The sequence below is a fragment of the Bradyrhizobium sp. WBOS07 genome, assembly GCF_024585165.1.
GTDB lineage: Bacteria > Pseudomonadota > Alphaproteobacteria > Rhizobiales > Xanthobacteraceae > Bradyrhizobium > Bradyrhizobium japonicum_B.
The window spans coordinates 2487473-2504865 of record NZ_CP029008.1 but is presented as its reverse complement, the minus strand read 5'-3'; the positions used below and the strand labels follow the sequence as shown (position 1 = coordinate 2504865).

The window sequence follows — 17393 nt, the reverse complement described above, 5'->3', positions numbered from 1 at the left end:
TTATTTCCTTGCTTCTGGCCGAAATGGCGCTATATAGCGCGCCATCTCACACGGAAACATGGCTCACAAGGCCGTCCGGTGGCAGCCGGGGCGAACGCTCCGTTTTGCTCACACGTTTCCGGAGGAACCAACCGGAGAATCAGAACGATGGCACTACCCGATTTCACTATGCGTCAGCTGCTCGAAGCTGGCGTGCACTTTGGTCACCAGTCGCACCGCTGGAATCCGAAAATGGCTCCGTTCATTTTCGGCACCCGCAACAACATCCACATCGTCGATCTCGCCCAGACCGTGCCGATGCTGCACCAGGCCCTTCAGGCCGTCAGCGACACGGTGGCCAAGGGCGGCCGCATCCTGTTCGTCGGCACCAAGCGCCAGGCGCAGGACGGCGTCGCGGACGCGGCGAAGCGCTGCGCGCAGTATTTCGTCAATTCGCGCTGGCTCGGCGGCACGCTGACCAACTGGAAGACGATCTCGGCCTCGATCAAGCGCCTGCGTCACCTCGACGACGTGCTGGCCGGTGGCGATGCCAGCTCCTACACCAAGAAGGAGCGCCTGACGCTTCAGCGCGAGCGCGACAAGCTCGACCGCTCGCTCGGCGGCATCAAGGACATGGGCGGTCTGCCCGACCTGATCTTCGTGATCGACACCAACAAGGAAGACATCGCGATCCAGGAGGCCCAGCGCCTCAACATCCCGGTCGCCGCGATCGTCGACACCAATTCGGACCCGAAGGGCATCACCTATGTGGTGCCGGGCAATGACGATGCCGGCCGCGCCATCTCGCTGTATTGCGATCTCATCGCGCGTGCGGCGATCGACGGCATCTCGCGGGCCCAGGGTGATTCGGGCATCGACGTCGGCGCCTCGGCTCAGCCGGTCGCCGAGGAGCTGCCGGCGGCGTCGTCGAGCGGCTTCCAGGGCCTTGCAGGTCCGCGCGGCACCGCCGACGACCTCAAGAAGCTCCCGGGCGTGTCGGGCACGATCGAGAAGAAGTTCAACGACCTCGGCATCTTCCACTACTGGCAGCTCGCCGAGCTCGACCACGACACCGCGCACACGATCGGCGAAGAAGTCGGTCTGCCGAGCCGTGCGGATGCCTGGGTGGCCAAGGCCAAGGCGCTGACCGCGGAAGCGGAATAGTCGAGAGAGCGATGGGCTGGCCGGACGAGATCCGGCCACCATTTCAGTTGACGCGAATTCCTGAGATGGACCGCGGCGGGGCGCCTCCAAGCCACGCCGCGGCGAACCGGCAGGCACAAAGGATTTTCAACGATGGCAACGATCACAGCTGCGATGGTCAAGGACCTGCGCGAGTCGACCGGCGCGGGCATGATGGACTGCAAGGCCGCGCTGACCGAGAACGACGGCAACATGGAAGCGGCGCAGGATTGGCTGCGCAAGAAGGGCCTGTCCAAGGCCGCCAAGAAGTCGGGCCGCGTCGCCGCCGAAGGTCTGATCGGCGCGCTCACCAAGGGCACCAAGGGCGTCGTGGTCGAGGTCAATTCCGAGACCGACTTCGTCGCGCGCAACGGTCAGTTCCAGGGGCTGGTCAAGATGATCGCCCAGGTCGCGTTCGACGTCGGCGCGGATGTCGAGAAGATCAAGGCCGCCAAGGTCGGTGACGTCACCGTCGAAGCCGCCATCAATGACGCGATCGCCACCATCGGCGAGAACATGACGCTGCGCCGCGCAGCTGCGCTCGAAGTGAGCCAGGGCGTTGTGGCGCATTACGTCCACGGTGCCGTCGTCGACGGCGCCGGCAAGATGGGCGTGATCGTTGCGCTGGAATCGCCCGGCAAGGCCGACGAGCTCGCCAGCCTCGGCCGCCAGATCGCGATGCATGTCGCCGCCGCCAACCCGCTCGCGCTCGATCCGTCCGGTCTCGATCCGGCGGTCGTCAAGCGCGAGAAGGACGTGCTCGCCGACAAATATCGCCAGCAGGGCAAGCCCGAGAACGTGATCGAGAAGATCGTCGAGTCCGGCCTGAAGACCTATTACAAGGAAGTCTGCCTGCTCGAGCAGGCCTTCATCCACGACACCGGCAAGTCGGTGGCGCAGGCGGTGAAGGAAGCCGAGGGCAAGGTCGGCGGGCCTGTGAAGATCGCCGGCTTTGTGCGCTATGCTCTCGGTGAGGGAATCGAGAAGCAGGAAAGCGACTTCGCGGCCGAGGTCGCCGCGGCCAGCGGCAAGAAGTAAGCGCCGGAACGTTCCTTCCGGCGTGCCGCCGGAAGCGGCGCCCGGACGAGGAAAGTGCTCATGACTGATCCGGTCTATCGTCGCGTCGTGATCAAGCTGTCCGGCGAATATCTCGCGGGACAGCAAGGCTTTGGCATCGACCAGCCGACCGTCGACCGGGTTGCCGACGATCTGATCGCCGCCCGCAAGCTCGGCACCGAGGTTGCGGTCGTGATCGGCGGCGGCAACATCGTGCGCGGCGTCGAGGTCTCCAGCCGCGGCGTGTCGCGCCCGACCGGCGACACCATGGGCATGCTGGCCACCATGATGAACTGCCTCGCGCTGGAGGCGGCGATCGAGCGCAAGGGCACGCCGGCGCGCACGCTGTCGGCCTTCGTCATGCCCGAGATTTCCGAGCTGTTCACCCGCACTGCGGCGCACAAATACCTCGCCGAGGGCCGCATCGTGCTGCTCGGCGGCGGAACCGGCAATCCGTTCTTCACCACCGACACGACCGCGGTGCTGCGCGCCGCGGAGATCGGCGCCCAGGCGGTGCTGAAAGCGACCAATGTCGACGGCGTCTACTCGGCCGATCCGAAGAAAGATCCCGCCGCCACGCGGTTTGACCGGCTGACCCATTCGCAGGCGATCGAGGGCGGCTACAAGGTGATGGATGCGACCGCCTTCGCGCTTGCCCGCGAGACGTCGCTGCCTATCATCGTATTCTCGATCGCGGAGCCGGGGTCGATCGGCGCGATTCTGCGCGGCGTCGGCCACGGGACCATCGTCGCCGGCTGAAGGCTCGTCTGGCGCGCCCGAAAGCGAAGGCGCGGGAGCGGTCGCCGGGATTTTGAAGGAGAAACGTGATGCCCACGGGTAATTTCGACCTCAACGAAGTGAAGCGCCGCATGCAGGGCGCCGTCGCCTCGCTCAAGCACGAGCTCGGCGGCTTGCGGACGGGCCGCGCCTCCGCCTCGATGCTCGATCCGGTGCAGGTCGATGCCTATGGCGGTCACATGCCGCTGAACCAGCTCGCCACCGTCAGCGTGCCGGAGCCGCGCCTGATCTCGGTGCAGGTCTGGGACAAGTCGATGGTCAAGGCGGTGGAGAAGGCGATCGTCGATTCCAATCTCGGCCTGTCGCCCGCGACCGAAGGCCAGGTGCTGCGCCTGCGCATTCCCGAGCTGAATGAAGAGCGGCGCAAGGAATTGGTGAAGGTCGCGCACAAATATGCGGAAGCCGCAAAGGTCGCCGCGCGCCACGTCCGCCGCGACGGGCTCGACGTGCTCAAGAAGCTGGAGAAGAATCACGAGATGTCGGAGGACGACCAGAAGCGTCACGCCGACGAGGTGCAGAAGGCGACCGACGGCACCATCGCCGAGATCGACCAATTGCTGGCCGCCAAGGAAAAAGAAATCCTCACCGTTTAAGGCATCGCCTTCATGTCCAACGCCGCCGCGCCCGCAACGGAAGGACCTGACAGGTCCGAGGCGCCTGCGCATGTCGCCATCATCATGGATGGCAACGGGCGTTGGGCGGCCGCGCGCGGCCTGCCGCGTGCGGAGGGGCATCGCCGCGGCGTCGAGGCCTTGCGCCGCGTCGTGCGGGCCTCGCACGAGCTCGGCATCCGCTATCTCACGATCTTCTCGTTCTCGTCGGAGAACTGGTCGCGCCCGGCGAGCGAGATCGGCGATCTCTTCGGCCTGCTGCGCCGCTTCATCCGCAACGACCTGGCGAGCCTGCATCGCGACGGCGTCAAGGTCCGCATCATCGGCGAGCGCGAGGGGCTCGAGAGCGACATCTGCGCGCTGCTCAACGAGGCCGAGGAGCTGACACGCGACAATTCCCGCCTCACGCTCGTCGTTGCCTTCAACTACGGCTCGCGGCAGGAGATCGCCAAGGCGGCGCAAAAGCTCGCCCGCGAGGTCGCGGAAGGAATGCGCGATCCGGCCACGATCGATGCCGAGACGCTCGGGGCGCATCTCGATGCGCCCGACATTCCGGATCCCGATCTCATCATCCGCACCAGCGGGGAGCAGCGCCTGTCGAATTTCCTGATGTGGCAGGCCGCCTATAGCGAGCTCGTGTTCGTGCCGATCCACTGGCCCGACTTCGACAAGGCGGCGCTCGAAGGCGCGATCGCCGAATTCGCCAGGCGCGAGCGCCGTTTCGGCGGCCTGGTCGCGAAAACCGCCTCGTGAGCGAACACGATTCCGCACCGGTGGGCGCCAAGCCCGCCCCGAGCAATCTGGTGATGCGAATCCTCGCAGCGCTGGTGCTGGCGCCGCTCGCCATTGCGATCGCTTATGCCGGCGGCTGGCTCTGGGCGCTGCTCGTGACCCTGGTCTCGATCGGGCTGTTCGCGGAATGGCTGACGGTGGTCGGCGCAGCCTCCGTCGCGCTGACCGGGGCAGGGACGGTCGTCATCGCCATGATGGGCGCCGCGGTCGCTTTTGGCGGGCTCAAGACCTCCATCGTCGTCGGCCTCGTCGGCGGCGCGATCGTGACGCTGATCGCGCGCGGCAAGTTCGTCTGGGCCGCGACCGGTTTTGCCTACGCAGCGGCGGCGTTGCTGGCCTCGATCCTGCTGCGCAAGGACCTCGTCAACGGCTTCTCCGCGCTGATGTTCGTGCTGCTCGTGGTGTGGGCGACCGATATCGGCGGCTATTTCGCCGGCCGCAGCATCGGCGGGCCGAAGCTCTGGCCGCGCGTAAGCCCGAAGAAGACCTGGTCCGGCGCGCTCGGCGGCTTCGTGGCGAGCCTTGCGGTGGCCGGAGGTTTTGCCGCCTGCGGTATCGGCAAGGCAGTTCCGCTGCTCCTGGTCAGTGCCGTCCTGTCGGTGGTGTCGCAACTCGGAGATCTCTTCGAATCCGCCGTGAAGCGGCGCTTCGGTGTCAAGGATTCCAGTCACTTAATTCCCGGCCATGGCGGGCTAATGGACCGCCTGGACGGCTTTGTCGCCGCCATCCTGGCGGCTTGGATTATCGGCTTTCTCCGCCATGGTGTGCATAGCGCCGGAAGCGGTCTTATGGTTTGGTGAGGATATGAGCGCGGTCCCATTGCGAAACAACAAGGCTGCGGCGTCATCCGTCCGCAGCGTCACGGTTCTCGGCGCCACCGGCTCGATCGGCGACAGCACGATGGATCTGCTGCGGGCCTCGCCCGAGCGCTACCGCGTCGAAGCGCTGACGGCGAACGGCAATGTCGCGGCGCTGGCGAAGCTCGCAAAGGAATTTTCCGCGCGTTATGTCGCGATCGCCGACGCCTCCAAATTCGCCGAGCTCAAGGCCGCACTGGCGGGAACGAGCACGGAATGCGGGGCCGGCGAAGGCGCGGTGATCGAAGCCGGCGCCCGTCCGGCCGACTGGGTGATGGCGGCCGTGAGCGGCGCCGCCGGATTGAAGCCGGCACTGGCGGCGGTCGATCGCGGCGCGCATGTGGCGCTGGCCAACAAGGAATGCCTGGTTTGCGCCGGTGATTTCTTCATGCAGCGTGCCGCCAAGGCGGGCGCCTGCATCCTGCCGGCCGATTCCGAGCACAATGCGCTGTTCCAGGCGCTGAGCTCCGGCAATCGCGACGAACTGGTCCGCGTCATCATCACGGCCTCGGGCGGCCCATTCCGCACCTGGAAGCCGGCGGACATCGAGCAGGCGACCCTCGCGCAGGCCCTGAAGCATCCGAACTGGAGCATGGGCCAGAAGATCACGATCGATTCCGCCTCGATGATGAACAAGGGCCTCGAGGTGATCGAGGCGTCCTATCTGTTCGCGCTCGCGCCCGAGGAGATCGACGTTCTCGTTCATCCGCAGTCGATCATCCACGGCATGGTCGAGTTCTCCGACTGCTCGGTGGTGGCCCAGCTCGGCGCGCCCGACATGCGCACCCCGATCGCGCATTGCCTCGGCTGGCCCGACCGGATCAAGGGGCCGGCGGCCAAGCTGGACCTCGCCAAGATCGGCCAGCTGACCTTCGAGGCGCCCGATTTCGAGCGCTTCCCCGGCCTGCGCCTGGCGTTCGATTCGCTCAGGACCGGGAAGGGGGCGACAACGGTCTACAACGCGGCCAACGAGGTCGCGGTCGCCGCCTTCATCGCCGGCAAGATCCGGTTCGGCGCGATCGCCCGGCTGGTGGAGGCGACGCTGGACGACTGGATCCGCAGCGGGAACCAGGCACCGCTGACGTCCGCCGACGATGCAATCTCTGTTGACCATGTTGCGCGAAATAGGGCTGCCGCCCTATTGCCTCAAATTGCCTTAAAGGCATCCTAGTTGGTTCGGACCAGGGCCTTGCGGCGCTGGAAGAGGGAATTCGATGATCGATTTTTTCACCCATAGTTTCAATACGTTGAGCCATGGGGTCCTGGGCTACGCGGTTCCCTTCCTGTTCGTCCTGACGATCGTCGTGTTCTTCCACGAGCTCGGCCACTTTCTGGTCGCGCGCTGGGCAGGCGTGCGGGTGCTGACCTTCTCGCTCGGTTTCGGCCCCGAGCTGATCGGCTTCAACGACCGCCATGGCACCCGCTGGAAGGTGTCGGCGATCCCGCTCGGCGGCTACGTCAAGTTCTTCGGCGACGAGAGCGAGGCCTCGACCCCGTCCGCGCAGACGCTTGCATCCATGACGGCCGAGGAGCGCTCCGGCAGCTTCCACCACAAGAAGGTCGGCCCGCGCGCCGCCATCGTTGCGGCCGGCCCGATCGCCAACTTCATCCTGGGTGCGCTGATCTTCGCCGGCATGGCGCTGTATTACGGCAAGCCGAGCACGATCGCGCGCGTCGACGGCGTCGTTGCCGACGGCGCTGCGGCTGCGGCAGGTTTCAAGGTCGGGGACGTGGTCGTCCAGATCGACGGCAAGCCGATCGAGAGCTTTGCCGACATGCAGCGAATCGTTGCTATGAACGCGGGTTCGGCGCTTGCCTTCCAGGTGAAGCGGGACGGTACCATCGTCTCGCTGACGGCGACCCCGGCGCTGCTTGAGCGCAAGGATCCGTTCGGCAACAGCCACCGTCTCGGCGTGCTCGGCATCGAGCACAAGGCGCAGGCCGGCGAGGCCTCGACCGCGCCGGTGGGCATCGGCGAGGCACTCAAGATCGGGGTCGAGCAGGTCTGGTTCATCATCACCAGCACCTTCAAGTTCCTGGGCTCGCTGTTCGTCGGGCAAGGCAATCCCAACGAGGTCAGCGGCGTCCTGGGAATCGCGAAGATGTCGGGGCAGGCGGCCAGCGCCGGGTTCCAGTTCGTGATCAACCTGTGCGCGGTGCTGTCGGTGTCGATCGGTCTGCTGAACCTGTTCCCGATCCCGCTGCTCGATGGCGGCCACCTTATGTTCTACGCGGCGGAAGTGCTCCGCGGCCGGCCGCTGTCCGAGCGGACCCAGGAGATGGGGTTCCGAATCGGGCTCGGCTTGGTGCTGATGCTGATGGTGTTTGCGACCTACAACGACATCCTGCGGATGGCGGCATCTTGATGGAGGCTTTTTTGTGGCGTTGCTGTTGAGCAACGTCTTGGAATGAAATTGAAATCACGACGCTTTCGGCCGTTTGCGGCGTCGGCGAAATTGGCTACAAGCGGCCTCGACTTGGGGAATCTCCGGACCGGCGTTGGGGTTGGGTCTGGCACGGAATGATAAGGGCGCGTTGCGCGATGAAGTTTGGACTGCGACTCCGGGGGGGCTTGCTCGCAACCCTGATCATGTTCGGCGCGCCGGTGGTTGCCCCGGTCGGGGCTGTTTTTGTGTCTTCGTCTGCGCTCGCTCAGACCGTTCAGTCGATTTCCGTCCAGGGAAATCGCCGCGTCGAGGTGGAGACGATCCGCTCCTATTTCAAGCCGGGTCCGGGCGGTCGCCTGGATCAAGGCGCGATCGACGACGGCCTCAAGGCGCTGATCGAGACCGGCCTGTTCCAGGACGTCAGGATCAACCGCGGTCCCGGCGGCCAGCTCGTCGTTTCGGTGGTCGAAAACCCGGTGATCGGCCGGATCGCCTTCGAGGGCAACAAGAAGATCAAGGACGAGCAGCTCACCGTTGAGGTGCAGTCCAAGGCGCGCGGCACCTTCTCCCGCGCCATGGTGCAGTCCGACACGCTGCGAATCGCCGAGATCTATCGCCGGTCCGGCCGCTACGACGTGCGCGTCACGCCCGAGATCATCGAGCAGCCGAACAACCGCGTCGATCTCATCTTCACCGTCGAGGAAGGCGTGAAGACCGGCGTCAAGTCGATCGAGTTCGTCGGTAACAACGCGTTCTCGTCCTACCGCCTCCGGGACGTCATCAAGACGCGCGAGACGAACCTGCTGAGCTTCCTCGGCAGCGGTGACGTCTACGATCCCGACCGCGTCGAAGCCGACCGCGACCTGATCCGCCGCTTCTATCTCAAGAACGGCTACGCCGACGTCCAGGTGGTGGCTGCGCTGACCGAATACGACCCCGAGAAGAAGGGCTTCAACGTCACCTTCAAGATCGAGGAAGGCGCGCAGTACCGCGTCGGCTCGGTCGACTTCCGCTCCAGCATCCCGAACTTCGATCCATCGTCGATGCGCGGCTATTCGCGCGTCCATGCCGGCTCGCTCTACAACGTCGAATCGGTCGAAAAATCGGTCGAGGAGATGCAGATCGAGGCCTCGCGCCGCGGTTACGCCTTCGCCGTGGTCCGTCCCGGCGGCGACCGCAACTTCGAGGCGCACACCGTCTCCGTCGTGTTCAACATCGACGAGGGCCCGCGCACCTATATCGAGCGCATCAACCTGCGCGGCAACACGCGCACCCGCGACTACGTCATCCGCCGCGAGTTCGACATCTCCGAGGGCGATGCCTACAACCGCGCCCTGGTCGATCGTGCCGAGCGGCGCCTGAAGAACCTCGACTACTTCAAGAGCGTGAAGATCACGACCGAGCCGGGCTCGTCGAGCGATCGCGTGATCCTGGTCGTCGACATGGAAGAGAAATCGACCGGCGACTTCTCGATCTCGGGCGGTTACTCCACCACCGACGGCGCTTTGGCCGAAGTCTCGGTCTCCGAGCGCAATCTGCTCGGCCGCGGCCTGTTCGCCAAGGCGGCGGTGACCTACGGCCAGTATGCCCGAGGCTACTCGCTGTCGTTCGTCGAACCCTATCTGCTCGACTACCGCGTCGCGCTCGGCCTCGACCTCTATCAGCGCCAGCAGCTCGCCAACAACTACATCTCCTACGGCACCAAGACGCTCGGCTTCTCGCCGCGCCTCGGCTTCTCGTTGCGTGAAGATCTGTCGCTGCAGCTGCGCTACTCGATCTACCAGCAGGAAATCACGCTGCCGAGCTACCTGGCGAATTGTAACAACAATCCGGCCAGCGGGGCGTTCAATCCAAGCCCGGCCTACGCGGCCGCCAACGGCATCGACCTGAGCTCGACCAGTGGCCTCGGTTGCTACAACGATGGCGAAGCCTCGCTGCCAGTGCGCAGGGAGCTTGCCAACGGCAAGACCCTGACCTCGGCGCTGGGCTACACGCTCACCTACAACACGCTCGACAACAACAAGAACCCGACCGACGGTCTGCTCATCGACTTCCGGCAGGATTTCGCCGGCGTCGGCGGCGACGTGTCCTATCTGAAGACCGTGGCGGACGGAAAGTACTACGCCCCGCTGGTGTCCGACATCGTCGGTCTTGTCCGTCTGCAGGGCGGCATTCTGACCAAGATGAACGACGATCTGCGGATGCTCGACCATTTCCAGATGGGTCCGAACCTGGTCCGCGGCTTTGCTCCCAACGGCATCGGCCCGCGTGACTTGAACCCGTTCGGTTCGCGCGACGCGCTCGGTGGCACCAAGTACTGGGGCGCTTCGCTCGAACTGCAGATGCCGTTCTGGTTCCTGCCGAAGGAAGTGGGTCTGAAGGGCGCGGTCTATGCCGATGCCGGCGGCCTCTACGACTATAAGGGACCGACGAGCTGGACCACGACCAACGAAGTCAATGCGCCGGGCTGCATCCCGTCGAGCATCAACCCGTCAACGACGGGGACCTGTACCGGCCTCGTCTATGACGACAGCAAGGTCATCCGCTCGTCGGTTGGTGTCGGCCTGATCTGGCAGTCGCCGTTCGGTCCGCTGCGCTTCGACTACGCCGTGCCGCTCAGCAAGGGCAAGTACGACCGTACGCAGGAATTCCGGTTCGGCGGCGGCACCACGTTCTAGTTCGATCAGCACGGCACGATCCGGATCAATGGAGCCGGTTTCCGAAGGGGATCGTGCCATTCCAAGAGATGGGGCATGATGCGGCCTGACCGCTTCATGCCGAAGCCGGACCGCGACGGGGTGGAATGGCGCAGCCGATCTTCTTCACAAAGCCGCCTGCCTTAGGGCTGGCCGACATTGCCACGCTGGCAAAGGCCGAGCTGGTCGATCCCGGCAGGGGCGGCCACGTCATCACCGGCCTTGCTTCGCTCGACGAAGCGGGCCCGATGCATCTGGCGTTCTTCGACAACCTCAAATATGCCGACGAGTTGAAGGCGACCAAGGCCGGCGCTTGCCTGGTCAGCCCGCGCTTCGAGGCCCAGGTGCCCGCCCATGTGGCCGTGCTGCGGGTGGCGCAGCCGTTCCGGGCCTTCGTCAGGATCGCGCGGGAATGGCACGGGGACGCGCTGAGGCCGCAATCCTGGGTCGGCAATGACGGTATCGCACCGTCGGCGATCATCGATCCCTCGGCCCGGCTCGAGGACGGCGTGATCGTCGACCCCCTGGCGGTGATCGGCCCGGATGTGGAGATCGGCAGCGGCACCGTGGTCGGCGTCGGGGCGGTGATCGGTCCCGGGGTCAAGATCGGCCGGGACTGCAACGTCGGTGCCCGGACCGTGATCCAGTGCGCCCTGATCGGCAACAACGTCCTGATCCATCCCGGCTGCTCGATCGGCCAGGACGGCTACGGCTTCATCTTCTTCGGCCCCGAGGGCCATCTGAAAGTGCCGCAGACCGGCCGGGTCCTGATTCAGAACGATGTCGAGGTCGGCGCCGGGACCACGATCGACCGTGGCAGCCTGCGTGACACCGTGATCGGCGAGGGGACCAAAATCGACAATCAGGTCCAGATCGGCCACAATGTGACCATTGGCCGGCACTGTTTGCTGGCGGCCCAGATCGGCCTCGCCGGTAGCCTGACCATCGGCGACAACGTGGCGCTCGGAGCAAAGGTTGGCATCAACAACCACCTCAAGATCGGAGATGGAGCCCAGGTCACCGCGATGAGCGGCGTCAAGGACGACATCCCGCCGGGGGGACGCTGGGGTGGCTTCTTTGCCAAGCCGACCAAGCAATGGTTCAAGGAGATCATCGCGGTGGAGCGCCTGGTGCGCGACAGCAAGGCCGATGCGAAGGACGAGGGACGGGAATGACGGCGGAATCACCTGTGAAGTTCGAGCTGGTGGATATCAATGCCATCCTCCAGACCCTGCCGCACCGCTTTCCGATGCTGTTGATCGATCGCGTGATCAACATCCGCGCCGACTACAGCGGTATCGGCATCAAGAACGTCACCTTCAACGAGCCGGCCTTCCAGGGACATTTCCCGGAGCGCCCGGTCTATCCCGGCGTCATGATGATCGAGGCGATGGCGCAGACCGCCGGCGTGATCGGCATCAAGTCGGTCGAAGGCACCGAGAAGCCGCGCGCGGTCTATTTTCTCACCATCGACAAGTGCAAGTTCCGCAAGCCGGTGCTGCCCGGCGACACCATCGAGTATCACATGCGCTCGCTCGGGCGCCGCAAGGCGATGTGGTGGTTTCACGGCGATGCCAAGGTCAATGGCGTCGTCGTCGCCGAGGCCGATGTCGGGGCCATGCTGACGGACTGAGCGGCTCCGGGCCCAGCGGTGGGGGCTCAGGCGCTGCAATCGTAGCGGCCGCCGGCGGCCTCGCGCCGGATGTGCCGGTTGAAGAACTGGCCCATGGACGGCGCGCCGAGCAGGCGGTCGACCGTCTCGGCGGCGACGCCGCAATAGCGCACATAGGAGCCGCCGGTCGCGACGACGAGAGCGTGCCGCGCGCGGTCGTAGCAGACACGCTGAAGCACGGTGCTGCGATTGATGTCGCGGCATTCGAATGCCGCGAGGTCGACCGGTCGGCGATCGCCGGTCTCGACCGTCTCGGATACGATCGGCGCGGCCGCGAGCTGTGCGAGCAGAAGTGCCAAGGCCCTGACCACGGGTGTTGAAGCTCCGCATGAACTCCGGGGCGGACCGGGACGGCCGCCTCATCCGATACTTGAAACACGGCGAGATGATACGTCACTGGACAGATCGGGCATAGACGCGGTAACCACCGGAAAACCGAATGACTTCAACACATAATCAGAACTTCCTGACGAGTAAGATTGCTTGATGAGCAGGATTGATCCCACCGCACGGGTCGCGGACGGCGCCGTGATCGGCGAGGGTACCGAGATCGGGCCCTATTGCATCATCGGCCCGAATGTCGTGATCGGCGCGAACTGCAAGCTGATCGGGCATGTGCATGTCACGGCGCAGACGAGTATCGGCGACGATTGCACCATCTATCCTTTTGCCTCGCTCGGCACGCCGCCGCAGTCGCTCAGCTACCGGGGCGAGCTGACGAAGCTCAAGATCGGATCGGGCTGCACCATCCGGGAATCCGTGACGATGAACGCCGGCACCGTCGCCGGCGGCGGCATCACCACGGTCGGCGATCGCGGCTACTTCATGAATTGCAGCCACGTCGGCCATGACTGCCATGTCGGCAATGACGTGATCTTCGCGACCTCGGCGACGCTCGGCGGTCATTGCGAGATCGGCGACTTCGTCTTCATCGGCGGCCTGTCCGCCGTGCACCAGTTCACCCGCATCGGGCCTCAGGTCATGGTCGGCGGCGTCTGTGGCGTGCGCGACGACATCATCCCGTTCGGCCTCGTCAACGGCCAATATGCGGTGCTGGAAGGCCTCAACCTGATCGGCATGAAGCGGCGCAAGTTCACCAAGCAGCGGCTGGCGACGGTGCGTGGATTCTACCAGAAACTCTTCCTCGGCCCCGGTACCTTCGCCGAGCGGTTGGAGGCATCCAGGCCGCTCGCGGGCGAGGATCCGGCGATCGCGGAAATCCTCGACTTCATCGGCAAGGGCAAACGCCCGCTCTGCCTTCCCGCCATCGCGAAGTGACCTTGGGATGGCCCCGGGCATGACATCGGCGGCTTCGCAGGTCTCATCGCCGGTCGGCATCGTCGCCGGCGGCGGCGCCATGCCGTTCGCGGTTGCCGACTCGCTCGCCGCCCGCGGTATCACGCCGGTGCTGTTTCCGCTTCGCGGGGCCTGCGATCCGGCCCGGGTCGAGAAATTCCGTCACCGCTGGATCTCGGTCGGCCAGCTCGGCCGTGCGATGCGGCTGTTTCGCGAGGAGGGCTGCCGCGACCTGATCTTCATCGGCACCCTGGTGCGCCCCTCGCTCGCGGAGATCCGGTTCGACGTCAAGACGCTGCGCCTGCTCGGCAACGTCATCCGCGCCTTTCGCGGCGGCGACGATCATCTCCTGTCCGGCGTCGGCCGCCTCCTCGAGCAGGACGGCTTTCGCATGGTCGGCATCAAGGATGTCGCCCCGGATCTCCTGATGCCGGAGGGCTGCATCAGCCGCGCCTGGCCGAACGACAACAGCAAGGCCGACATCGAGCGGGGCCGTGCGGTGCTGACCGCGCTCGGCCCGTTCGACATCGGCCAGGCGGCGGTGGTGATCGACGGCCATGTGGTGGCGGTCGAGGACATCGAGGGCACCGACGCGCTGCTCGCGCGCGTGGCGCGGCTGCGCGAGGAGGGACGCATTCGCGCGGCGGCCGGCCGCGGCGTGCTGGTGAAGGCGCCGAAGAGCGGCCAGGACCTGCGCTTCGACCTGCCGACGATCGGCCCGCGCACGCTCGAAGGCGTGGCCGCCGCAGGGCTCGCCGGCATCGCCGTCATCGCCGGCAACACCATCGCGGCCGAGCCGCAGGCGATGATCGCGCTGGCCAACGCCAAATATCTCTTCGTCATCGGTCTGCCGGCGTGATGCAGTCGCGCGATCCTAAGCGCCGGATCTGCCTGATCGCCACCGAGGAATCCGGCGACCGGCTCGGCAGCGCCTTGATGAAGGTGCTGCGCCAGCGCCTCGGCGACGGCGTCGAATTCGTCGGCGTCGGCGGCCGCACCATGGCGCGCGAGGGGCTCGAATCGCTGTTTCCGATCGAGGAGCTGTCGATCGTCGGCTTCGCCGCGGTGGTGCAGCAATTGCCGAAGATATTGCGGTTGATCCGCCAAACCGTGGATGCCGTGCTGGAAGCCGCGCCGGACGCGCTCGTCATCATCGACAGCCCCGATTTCACCCATCGCGTTGCCCGCCGCGTGCGCGCGAAGAATTCCGCGATTCCGATCGTCGATTACGTCTCGCCGCAGCTCTGGGCGTGGCGGCCGGGACGGGCGCGCACCATGCTCGGCTATGTCGACCATGTGCTGGGCCTGTTGCCGTTCGAGCCGGAGGAATACCGCAAGCTCGGCGGACCGCCATGCAGCTATGTCGGCCATCCCCTGATCGAGCAATTGTCCTCGCTGCGGCCGAGCGCCGAGGAGCAGGCGCGCCGCAACGGCGAGCCACCGGTGCTGCTGGTGCTGCCCGGCAGCCGCCGCAGCGAGGTCAGGCATCATCTCGGCGTGTTCGGCGCAACGATCGGCCGCCTGCAGGCGGAAGGCTGTGTCTTCGAGCTGATGCTGCCGACCATGCCGCATCTGGAAGCCACCATCCGCGAGGGCATCGCAAGCTGGCCGGTCAAGCCGAGCATCGTGATCGGCGAGAACGAGAAGCGCGCCGCCTTCCGCATCGCGCATGCGGCGCTGGCCAAATCCGGCACGGTGACGCTGGAGCTCGCGCTGTCGGGCATTCCGATGGTGACGGCCTATCGCGTCGGCGCGATCGAGGCCTTCATCCTGCGCCGCGCCATCCGCGTCTCCTCGGTGATTCTCGCCAATCTCGTATTCGGCAGGGATGTCATTCCGGAATATCTTCAGGAAGACTGCACGCCAGAGAAGCTGGCGCCCGCGCTTCATGACGTGCTGACCGATTCCCCGCTGCGGCGGCAGCAGGTCGAGGCCTTTGCCCAGCTCGACCGGATTATGTCGACCGGCAACAAGTCACCGAGCGTGCTCGCCGCCGACGTCGTGCTGGCCACGATGCGTCAGGGCCGGCGAGGGAGCTGAGGTCGGCTGCTTGCGACCTTATTCGAGTCACTTCTCGAGGAGGCCGCCGAATAAATCGGCGTCCTCAAGTTTGGTGGCCGGGTGACGTGCCGGAAAGATCGTGTTCAGCCCACGAAGCTGGTTTGTACGGTTTGCTGGTCCAGTTTTTCCGGTTTTGACAGTGGCGCGGTCCGATGCGGATGGTCGCGGGTCTCGATCATCTTGATCAGTCTGGCATTCCCCAGATCTTGAGGCTGATAGCCGATTCCGCCGGTGCCCGCGAGCGCGAAGCAGTCGTCGAACGTTACCGAGCCATAATTGGGCAAGCGATAAAGGTCGGTCGCATGCAAGATCGTCGGCCGCTCCGTGACCCATTCTGCCGTACGGCCTCGTGCCGGAAATTCGATCGGAAGTCCAATCGGGTATGGAAGCGGAATCGTCGGCGCTAGGAGATCGACCGAAAGCGACTTTCCGCCCTGCGTTTCATTCTTGATGAAGAAACGGACGTGGTCTTGCGCTATGACGGTCAGAACACATCTGACGTGGTCCCCCGGTTGCACCGGAAAGTTGGGGAGTGTCCACGGGCCAGTGTCGCGGTCACCGCGAAACCACCATTGAACCCATGCTTCCGCGGAAGGCGGAGCAACGCTGCCGTCAGCGGCAACCACAATCCTTTGCGTCGTCCCGATCTGCGGCAGCGAATTATCGAAGCGCCGATGACCATCTATCCCGATCCAGGTCGAACAGCGATAATCGCCCGGCGCAGGCGAGGGAGCACTCGGCTTGGGGACCTCCCAGGCGCCCCACACCTGCGTGAACTGGGTCCCCTCCGTCGCCGCAATACATGCGCCCGACCAATTGAAGCTGGTTTCGTGACGGCCGGGATAGCCCGAGCCCAAACGGCCCCGGTTGACACGAAAGTCGGTCGCGGAGCCCGGATAGATCATAGGCAGAACTTCGATAGGCTTGGAAAGAAGCCTCGCCCATAGTGACTCGGCCCTGCGTCCCGCGCGCAGGGGCGGCTTGGGCGGAAGCCGGTAGAATTCGAGCGCCCGCGCATCAGCACTCAGCGCGTCGAAGTCCTTGGGCGGCGGTGGCGGTGGCAACAATATCTGCCGGCGCAGACCCGCGTTCAAATCGTCCCGCGTAGGAAGCTCGTGTTGTTCGACACCACTCGCGCGCGCGATCATGGCCACTCCCCCTGAGCAGCTGTGATCAAGGCATCAAAACTCGGGACCGAGGTCGTGTCGACTAAGATATTGTAGATGTCACTGGCCAATCGTACGCCGGCGTCCGTGTCACTCTGGTAGTGGAGACCGGCGATCTGGCGGTTTCGCGCGATCCGGCCGGCGAGAACGGTGAGATCATCGGCCATTGGCCTCACCGACGCCGGTATCACCGACTTCAGGCCGAGCGCGATCAAATGCGCCTGAGTCGCGTGCCCGCTGGGATACGATGCGTGGCCGGGAACCTGGATCGGCGGCAATAGCGCTGGACAGATTTGCGACGGTCGCGGCCGCTTGTAGTGGGCTTTCCAGTGCATCGCGACCTGAAGCGCGATCAGGCTTGCCGTGGCGATTACCCGACAAGTGTTTGGATGCGAGTTCGGCGTGACGCTGAGAAGCGCCATGAAGTAGCTTAGAAACTCGTCGTTCTGCGCAAAAATCTCGCCGAGCGCATCCGCCCGCTCGTCTTTGGCCATTGTCACGAGCGCGTCGATCTCAGCCCCGGTGTTCGCTAAGTTTGGTGGGGCAACCGTGATCGAGCTCCACCCGCCGTGAATGGCGAATTCGGCCAGCAGCCGCCAGGCGTACCAGTCCGGAGTCCAGCTCCGGTCAGGGAACTCGGTGACGGTGGTGCGGTTGGTGCTGACGCCCGTTTCCGTAATGAACGGCAAGTCCACGCGATCCGGAAAGATCCAGCCGCCGCCGCCCGAGCCTGCATTAGCGACGTTTCCCGCATTCCCAGCGTTACCTGCGTTTCCCGCATTCCCGGCGTTGCCTGCCATCGCAGCCTCCCAATGATTTGACGCCTATCGCTTGCATAAA

General features: G+C 65.1%; 17 protein-coding genes. 14 read left to right on the top strand and 3 right to left on the bottom strand.

Translation table 11 applies throughout. The features are described 5' to 3' along the window. Nucleotides 1-147 precede the first annotated feature (147 nt). From DCM79_RS11800 to fabZ, 11 genes are all read left to right on the top strand, one after another. Nucleotides 148-1143, top strand: a complete 996-nt coding sequence (locus DCM79_RS11800) for a 30S ribosomal protein S2 (RefSeq protein WP_028136108.1) — start codon at nucleotides 148-150, stop codon at nucleotides 1141-1143. A 132-nt stretch (nucleotides 1144-1275) separates the two neighbouring features. Then, complete coding sequence (gene tsf, locus DCM79_RS11795) at nucleotides 1276-2199, top strand: translation elongation factor Ts (RefSeq protein WP_257179988.1); 924 nt, start codon at nucleotides 1276-1278, stop codon at nucleotides 2197-2199. Nucleotides 2200-2259: 60 nt separating this feature from the next. Then, nucleotides 2260-2976 carry a UMP kinase gene (gene pyrH / locus DCM79_RS11790; RefSeq protein WP_028136110.1) on the top strand — a complete coding sequence of 239 codons (717 nt, stop codon included), beginning with the start codon at nucleotides 2260-2262 and terminating at the stop codon, nucleotides 2974-2976. A 68-nt stretch (nucleotides 2977-3044) separates the two neighbouring features. Beyond that, on the top strand, nucleotides 3045-3608 hold the full coding sequence (frr, locus tag DCM79_RS11785) for a ribosome recycling factor (protein WP_028136111.1): 564 nt from the start codon (nucleotides 3045-3047) through the stop codon (nucleotides 3606-3608). 12 nt (nucleotides 3609-3620) lie between these two features. Next, a complete protein-coding gene (locus DCM79_RS11780) occupies nucleotides 3621-4379 on the top strand; it encodes an isoprenyl transferase (RefSeq protein WP_257179987.1) in 759 nt (252 codons plus the stop codon). Next, a complete protein-coding gene (locus DCM79_RS11775) occupies nucleotides 4376-5218 on the top strand; it encodes a phosphatidate cytidylyltransferase (protein WP_257179986.1) in 843 nt (280 codons plus the stop codon). Before DCM79_RS11780 ends, DCM79_RS11775 begins: the two co-directional genes overlap by 4 nt. A 4-nt stretch (nucleotides 5219-5222) precedes the next feature. Then, nucleotides 5223-6446: a 1-deoxy-D-xylulose-5-phosphate reductoisomerase gene (dxr, locus tag DCM79_RS11770; protein WP_257179985.1), complete on the top strand. Its 1224-nt coding sequence runs from the start codon at nucleotides 5223-5225 to the stop codon at nucleotides 6444-6446. A gap of 43 nt (nucleotides 6447-6489) precedes the next feature. Further along, nucleotides 6490-7641 carry an RIP metalloprotease RseP gene (gene rseP / locus DCM79_RS11765; RefSeq protein ID WP_028136115.1) on the top strand — a complete coding sequence of 384 codons (1152 nt, stop codon included), beginning with the start codon at nucleotides 6490-6492 and terminating at the stop codon, nucleotides 7639-7641. A gap of 176 nt (nucleotides 7642-7817) precedes the next feature. Continuing rightward, nucleotides 7818-10340, top strand: coding sequence for an outer membrane protein assembly factor BamA (bamA, locus tag DCM79_RS11760; protein ID WP_257179984.1), 2523 nt, complete (start codon nucleotides 7818-7820; stop codon nucleotides 10338-10340). Nucleotides 10341-10465: 125 nt separating this feature from the next. Further along, nucleotides 10466-11533, top strand: coding sequence for a UDP-3-O-(3-hydroxymyristoyl)glucosamine N-acyltransferase (gene lpxD, locus DCM79_RS11755; RefSeq protein WP_257179983.1), 1068 nt, complete (start codon nucleotides 10466-10468; stop codon nucleotides 11531-11533). Beyond that, on the top strand, nucleotides 11530-11991 hold the full coding sequence (gene fabZ, locus DCM79_RS11750) for a 3-hydroxyacyl-ACP dehydratase FabZ (RefSeq protein ID WP_028136118.1): 462 nt from the start codon (nucleotides 11530-11532) through the stop codon (nucleotides 11989-11991). The genes lpxD and fabZ overlap by 4 nt, the downstream gene beginning before the upstream one ends. 26 nt (nucleotides 11992-12017) lie before the next feature. Here the strand turns inward: fabZ and DCM79_RS11745 are convergent, their stop codons facing one another. Continuing rightward, nucleotides 12018-12341 (bottom strand): KTSC domain-containing protein, encoded by a 324-nt coding sequence (locus tag DCM79_RS11745; protein ID WP_257179982.1) that lies wholly within the window; start codon nucleotides 12339-12341, stop codon nucleotides 12018-12020. Between the two features lie 175 nt (nucleotides 12342-12516). Between DCM79_RS11745 and lpxA the strand changes: the two genes are divergently transcribed. Genes lpxA through lpxB form a run of 3 tightly spaced genes read left to right on the top strand, consistent with a single transcriptional unit; the run spans nucleotide 12517 to nucleotide 15366 of the window. Then, entirely contained in the window at nucleotides 12517-13308 is a 792-nt protein-coding gene (lpxA, locus tag DCM79_RS11740; RefSeq protein ID WP_257179981.1) for an acyl-ACP--UDP-N-acetylglucosamine O-acyltransferase, read from the top strand. Between the two features lie 19 nt (nucleotides 13309-13327). Beyond that, a complete protein-coding gene (locus DCM79_RS11735; RefSeq protein ID WP_257179980.1) occupies nucleotides 13328-14185 on the top strand; it encodes an LpxI family protein in 858 nt (285 codons plus the stop codon). Then, nucleotides 14182-15366, top strand: coding sequence for a lipid-A-disaccharide synthase (lpxB, locus tag DCM79_RS11730; RefSeq protein WP_257179979.1), 1185 nt, complete (start codon nucleotides 14182-14184; stop codon nucleotides 15364-15366). The genes DCM79_RS11735 and lpxB overlap by 4 nt, the downstream gene beginning before the upstream one ends. 104 nt (nucleotides 15367-15470) lie before the next feature. Here lpxB and DCM79_RS11725 read toward each other — a convergent pair whose 3' ends face one another. After that, nucleotides 15471-16535, bottom strand: a complete 1065-nt coding sequence (locus DCM79_RS11725) for a G1 family glutamic endopeptidase (RefSeq protein ID WP_257179978.1) — start codon at nucleotides 16533-16535, stop codon at nucleotides 15471-15473. Then, complete coding sequence (locus DCM79_RS11720; protein ID WP_257179977.1) at nucleotides 16532-17353, bottom strand: phosphatase PAP2 family protein; 822 nt, start codon at nucleotides 17351-17353, stop codon at nucleotides 16532-16534. The genes DCM79_RS11725 and DCM79_RS11720 overlap by 4 nt, the downstream gene beginning before the upstream one ends. Between the last annotated feature and the right edge of the window lie 40 nt (nucleotides 17354-17393).

Coding starts and splice junctions, on each gene's coding strand:
- DCM79_RS11800 (WP_028136108.1), top strand. CDS start 148: ATGGCACTACCCGATTTCACTATGCGTCAGCTGCTCGAAGCTGGCGTG.
- tsf (WP_257179988.1), top strand. CDS start 1,276: ATGGCAACGATCACAGCTGCGATGGTCAAGGACCTGCGCGAGTCGACC.
- pyrH (WP_028136110.1), top strand. CDS start 2,260: ATGACTGATCCGGTCTATCGTCGCGTCGTGATCAAGCTGTCCGGCGAA.
- frr (WP_028136111.1), top strand. CDS start 3,045: ATGCCCACGGGTAATTTCGACCTCAACGAAGTGAAGCGCCGCATGCAG.
- DCM79_RS11780 (WP_257179987.1), top strand. CDS start 3,621: ATGTCCAACGCCGCCGCGCCCGCAACGGAAGGACCTGACAGGTCCGAG.
- dxr (WP_257179985.1), top strand. CDS start 5,223: ATGAGCGCGGTCCCATTGCGAAACAACAAGGCTGCGGCGTCATCCGTC.
- rseP (WP_028136115.1), top strand. CDS start 6,490: ATGATCGATTTTTTCACCCATAGTTTCAATACGTTGAGCCATGGGGTC.
- bamA (WP_257179984.1), top strand. CDS start 7,818: ATGAAGTTTGGACTGCGACTCCGGGGGGGCTTGCTCGCAACCCTGATC.
- lpxD (WP_257179983.1), top strand. CDS start 10,466: ATGGCGCAGCCGATCTTCTTCACAAAGCCGCCTGCCTTAGGGCTGGCC.
- fabZ (WP_028136118.1), top strand. CDS start 11,530: ATGACGGCGGAATCACCTGTGAAGTTCGAGCTGGTGGATATCAATGCC.
- lpxA (WP_257179981.1), top strand. CDS start 12,517: ATGAGCAGGATTGATCCCACCGCACGGGTCGCGGACGGCGCCGTGATC.
- DCM79_RS11735 (WP_257179980.1), top strand. CDS start 13,328: ATGACATCGGCGGCTTCGCAGGTCTCATCGCCGGTCGGCATCGTCGCC.
- DCM79_RS11725 (WP_257179978.1), bottom strand. CDS start 16,535: ATGATCGCGCGCGCGAGTGGTGTCGAACAACACGAGCTTCCTACGCGG.
- DCM79_RS11720 (WP_257179977.1), bottom strand. CDS start 17,353: ATGGCAGGCAACGCCGGGAATGCGGGAAACGCAGGTAACGCTGGGAAT.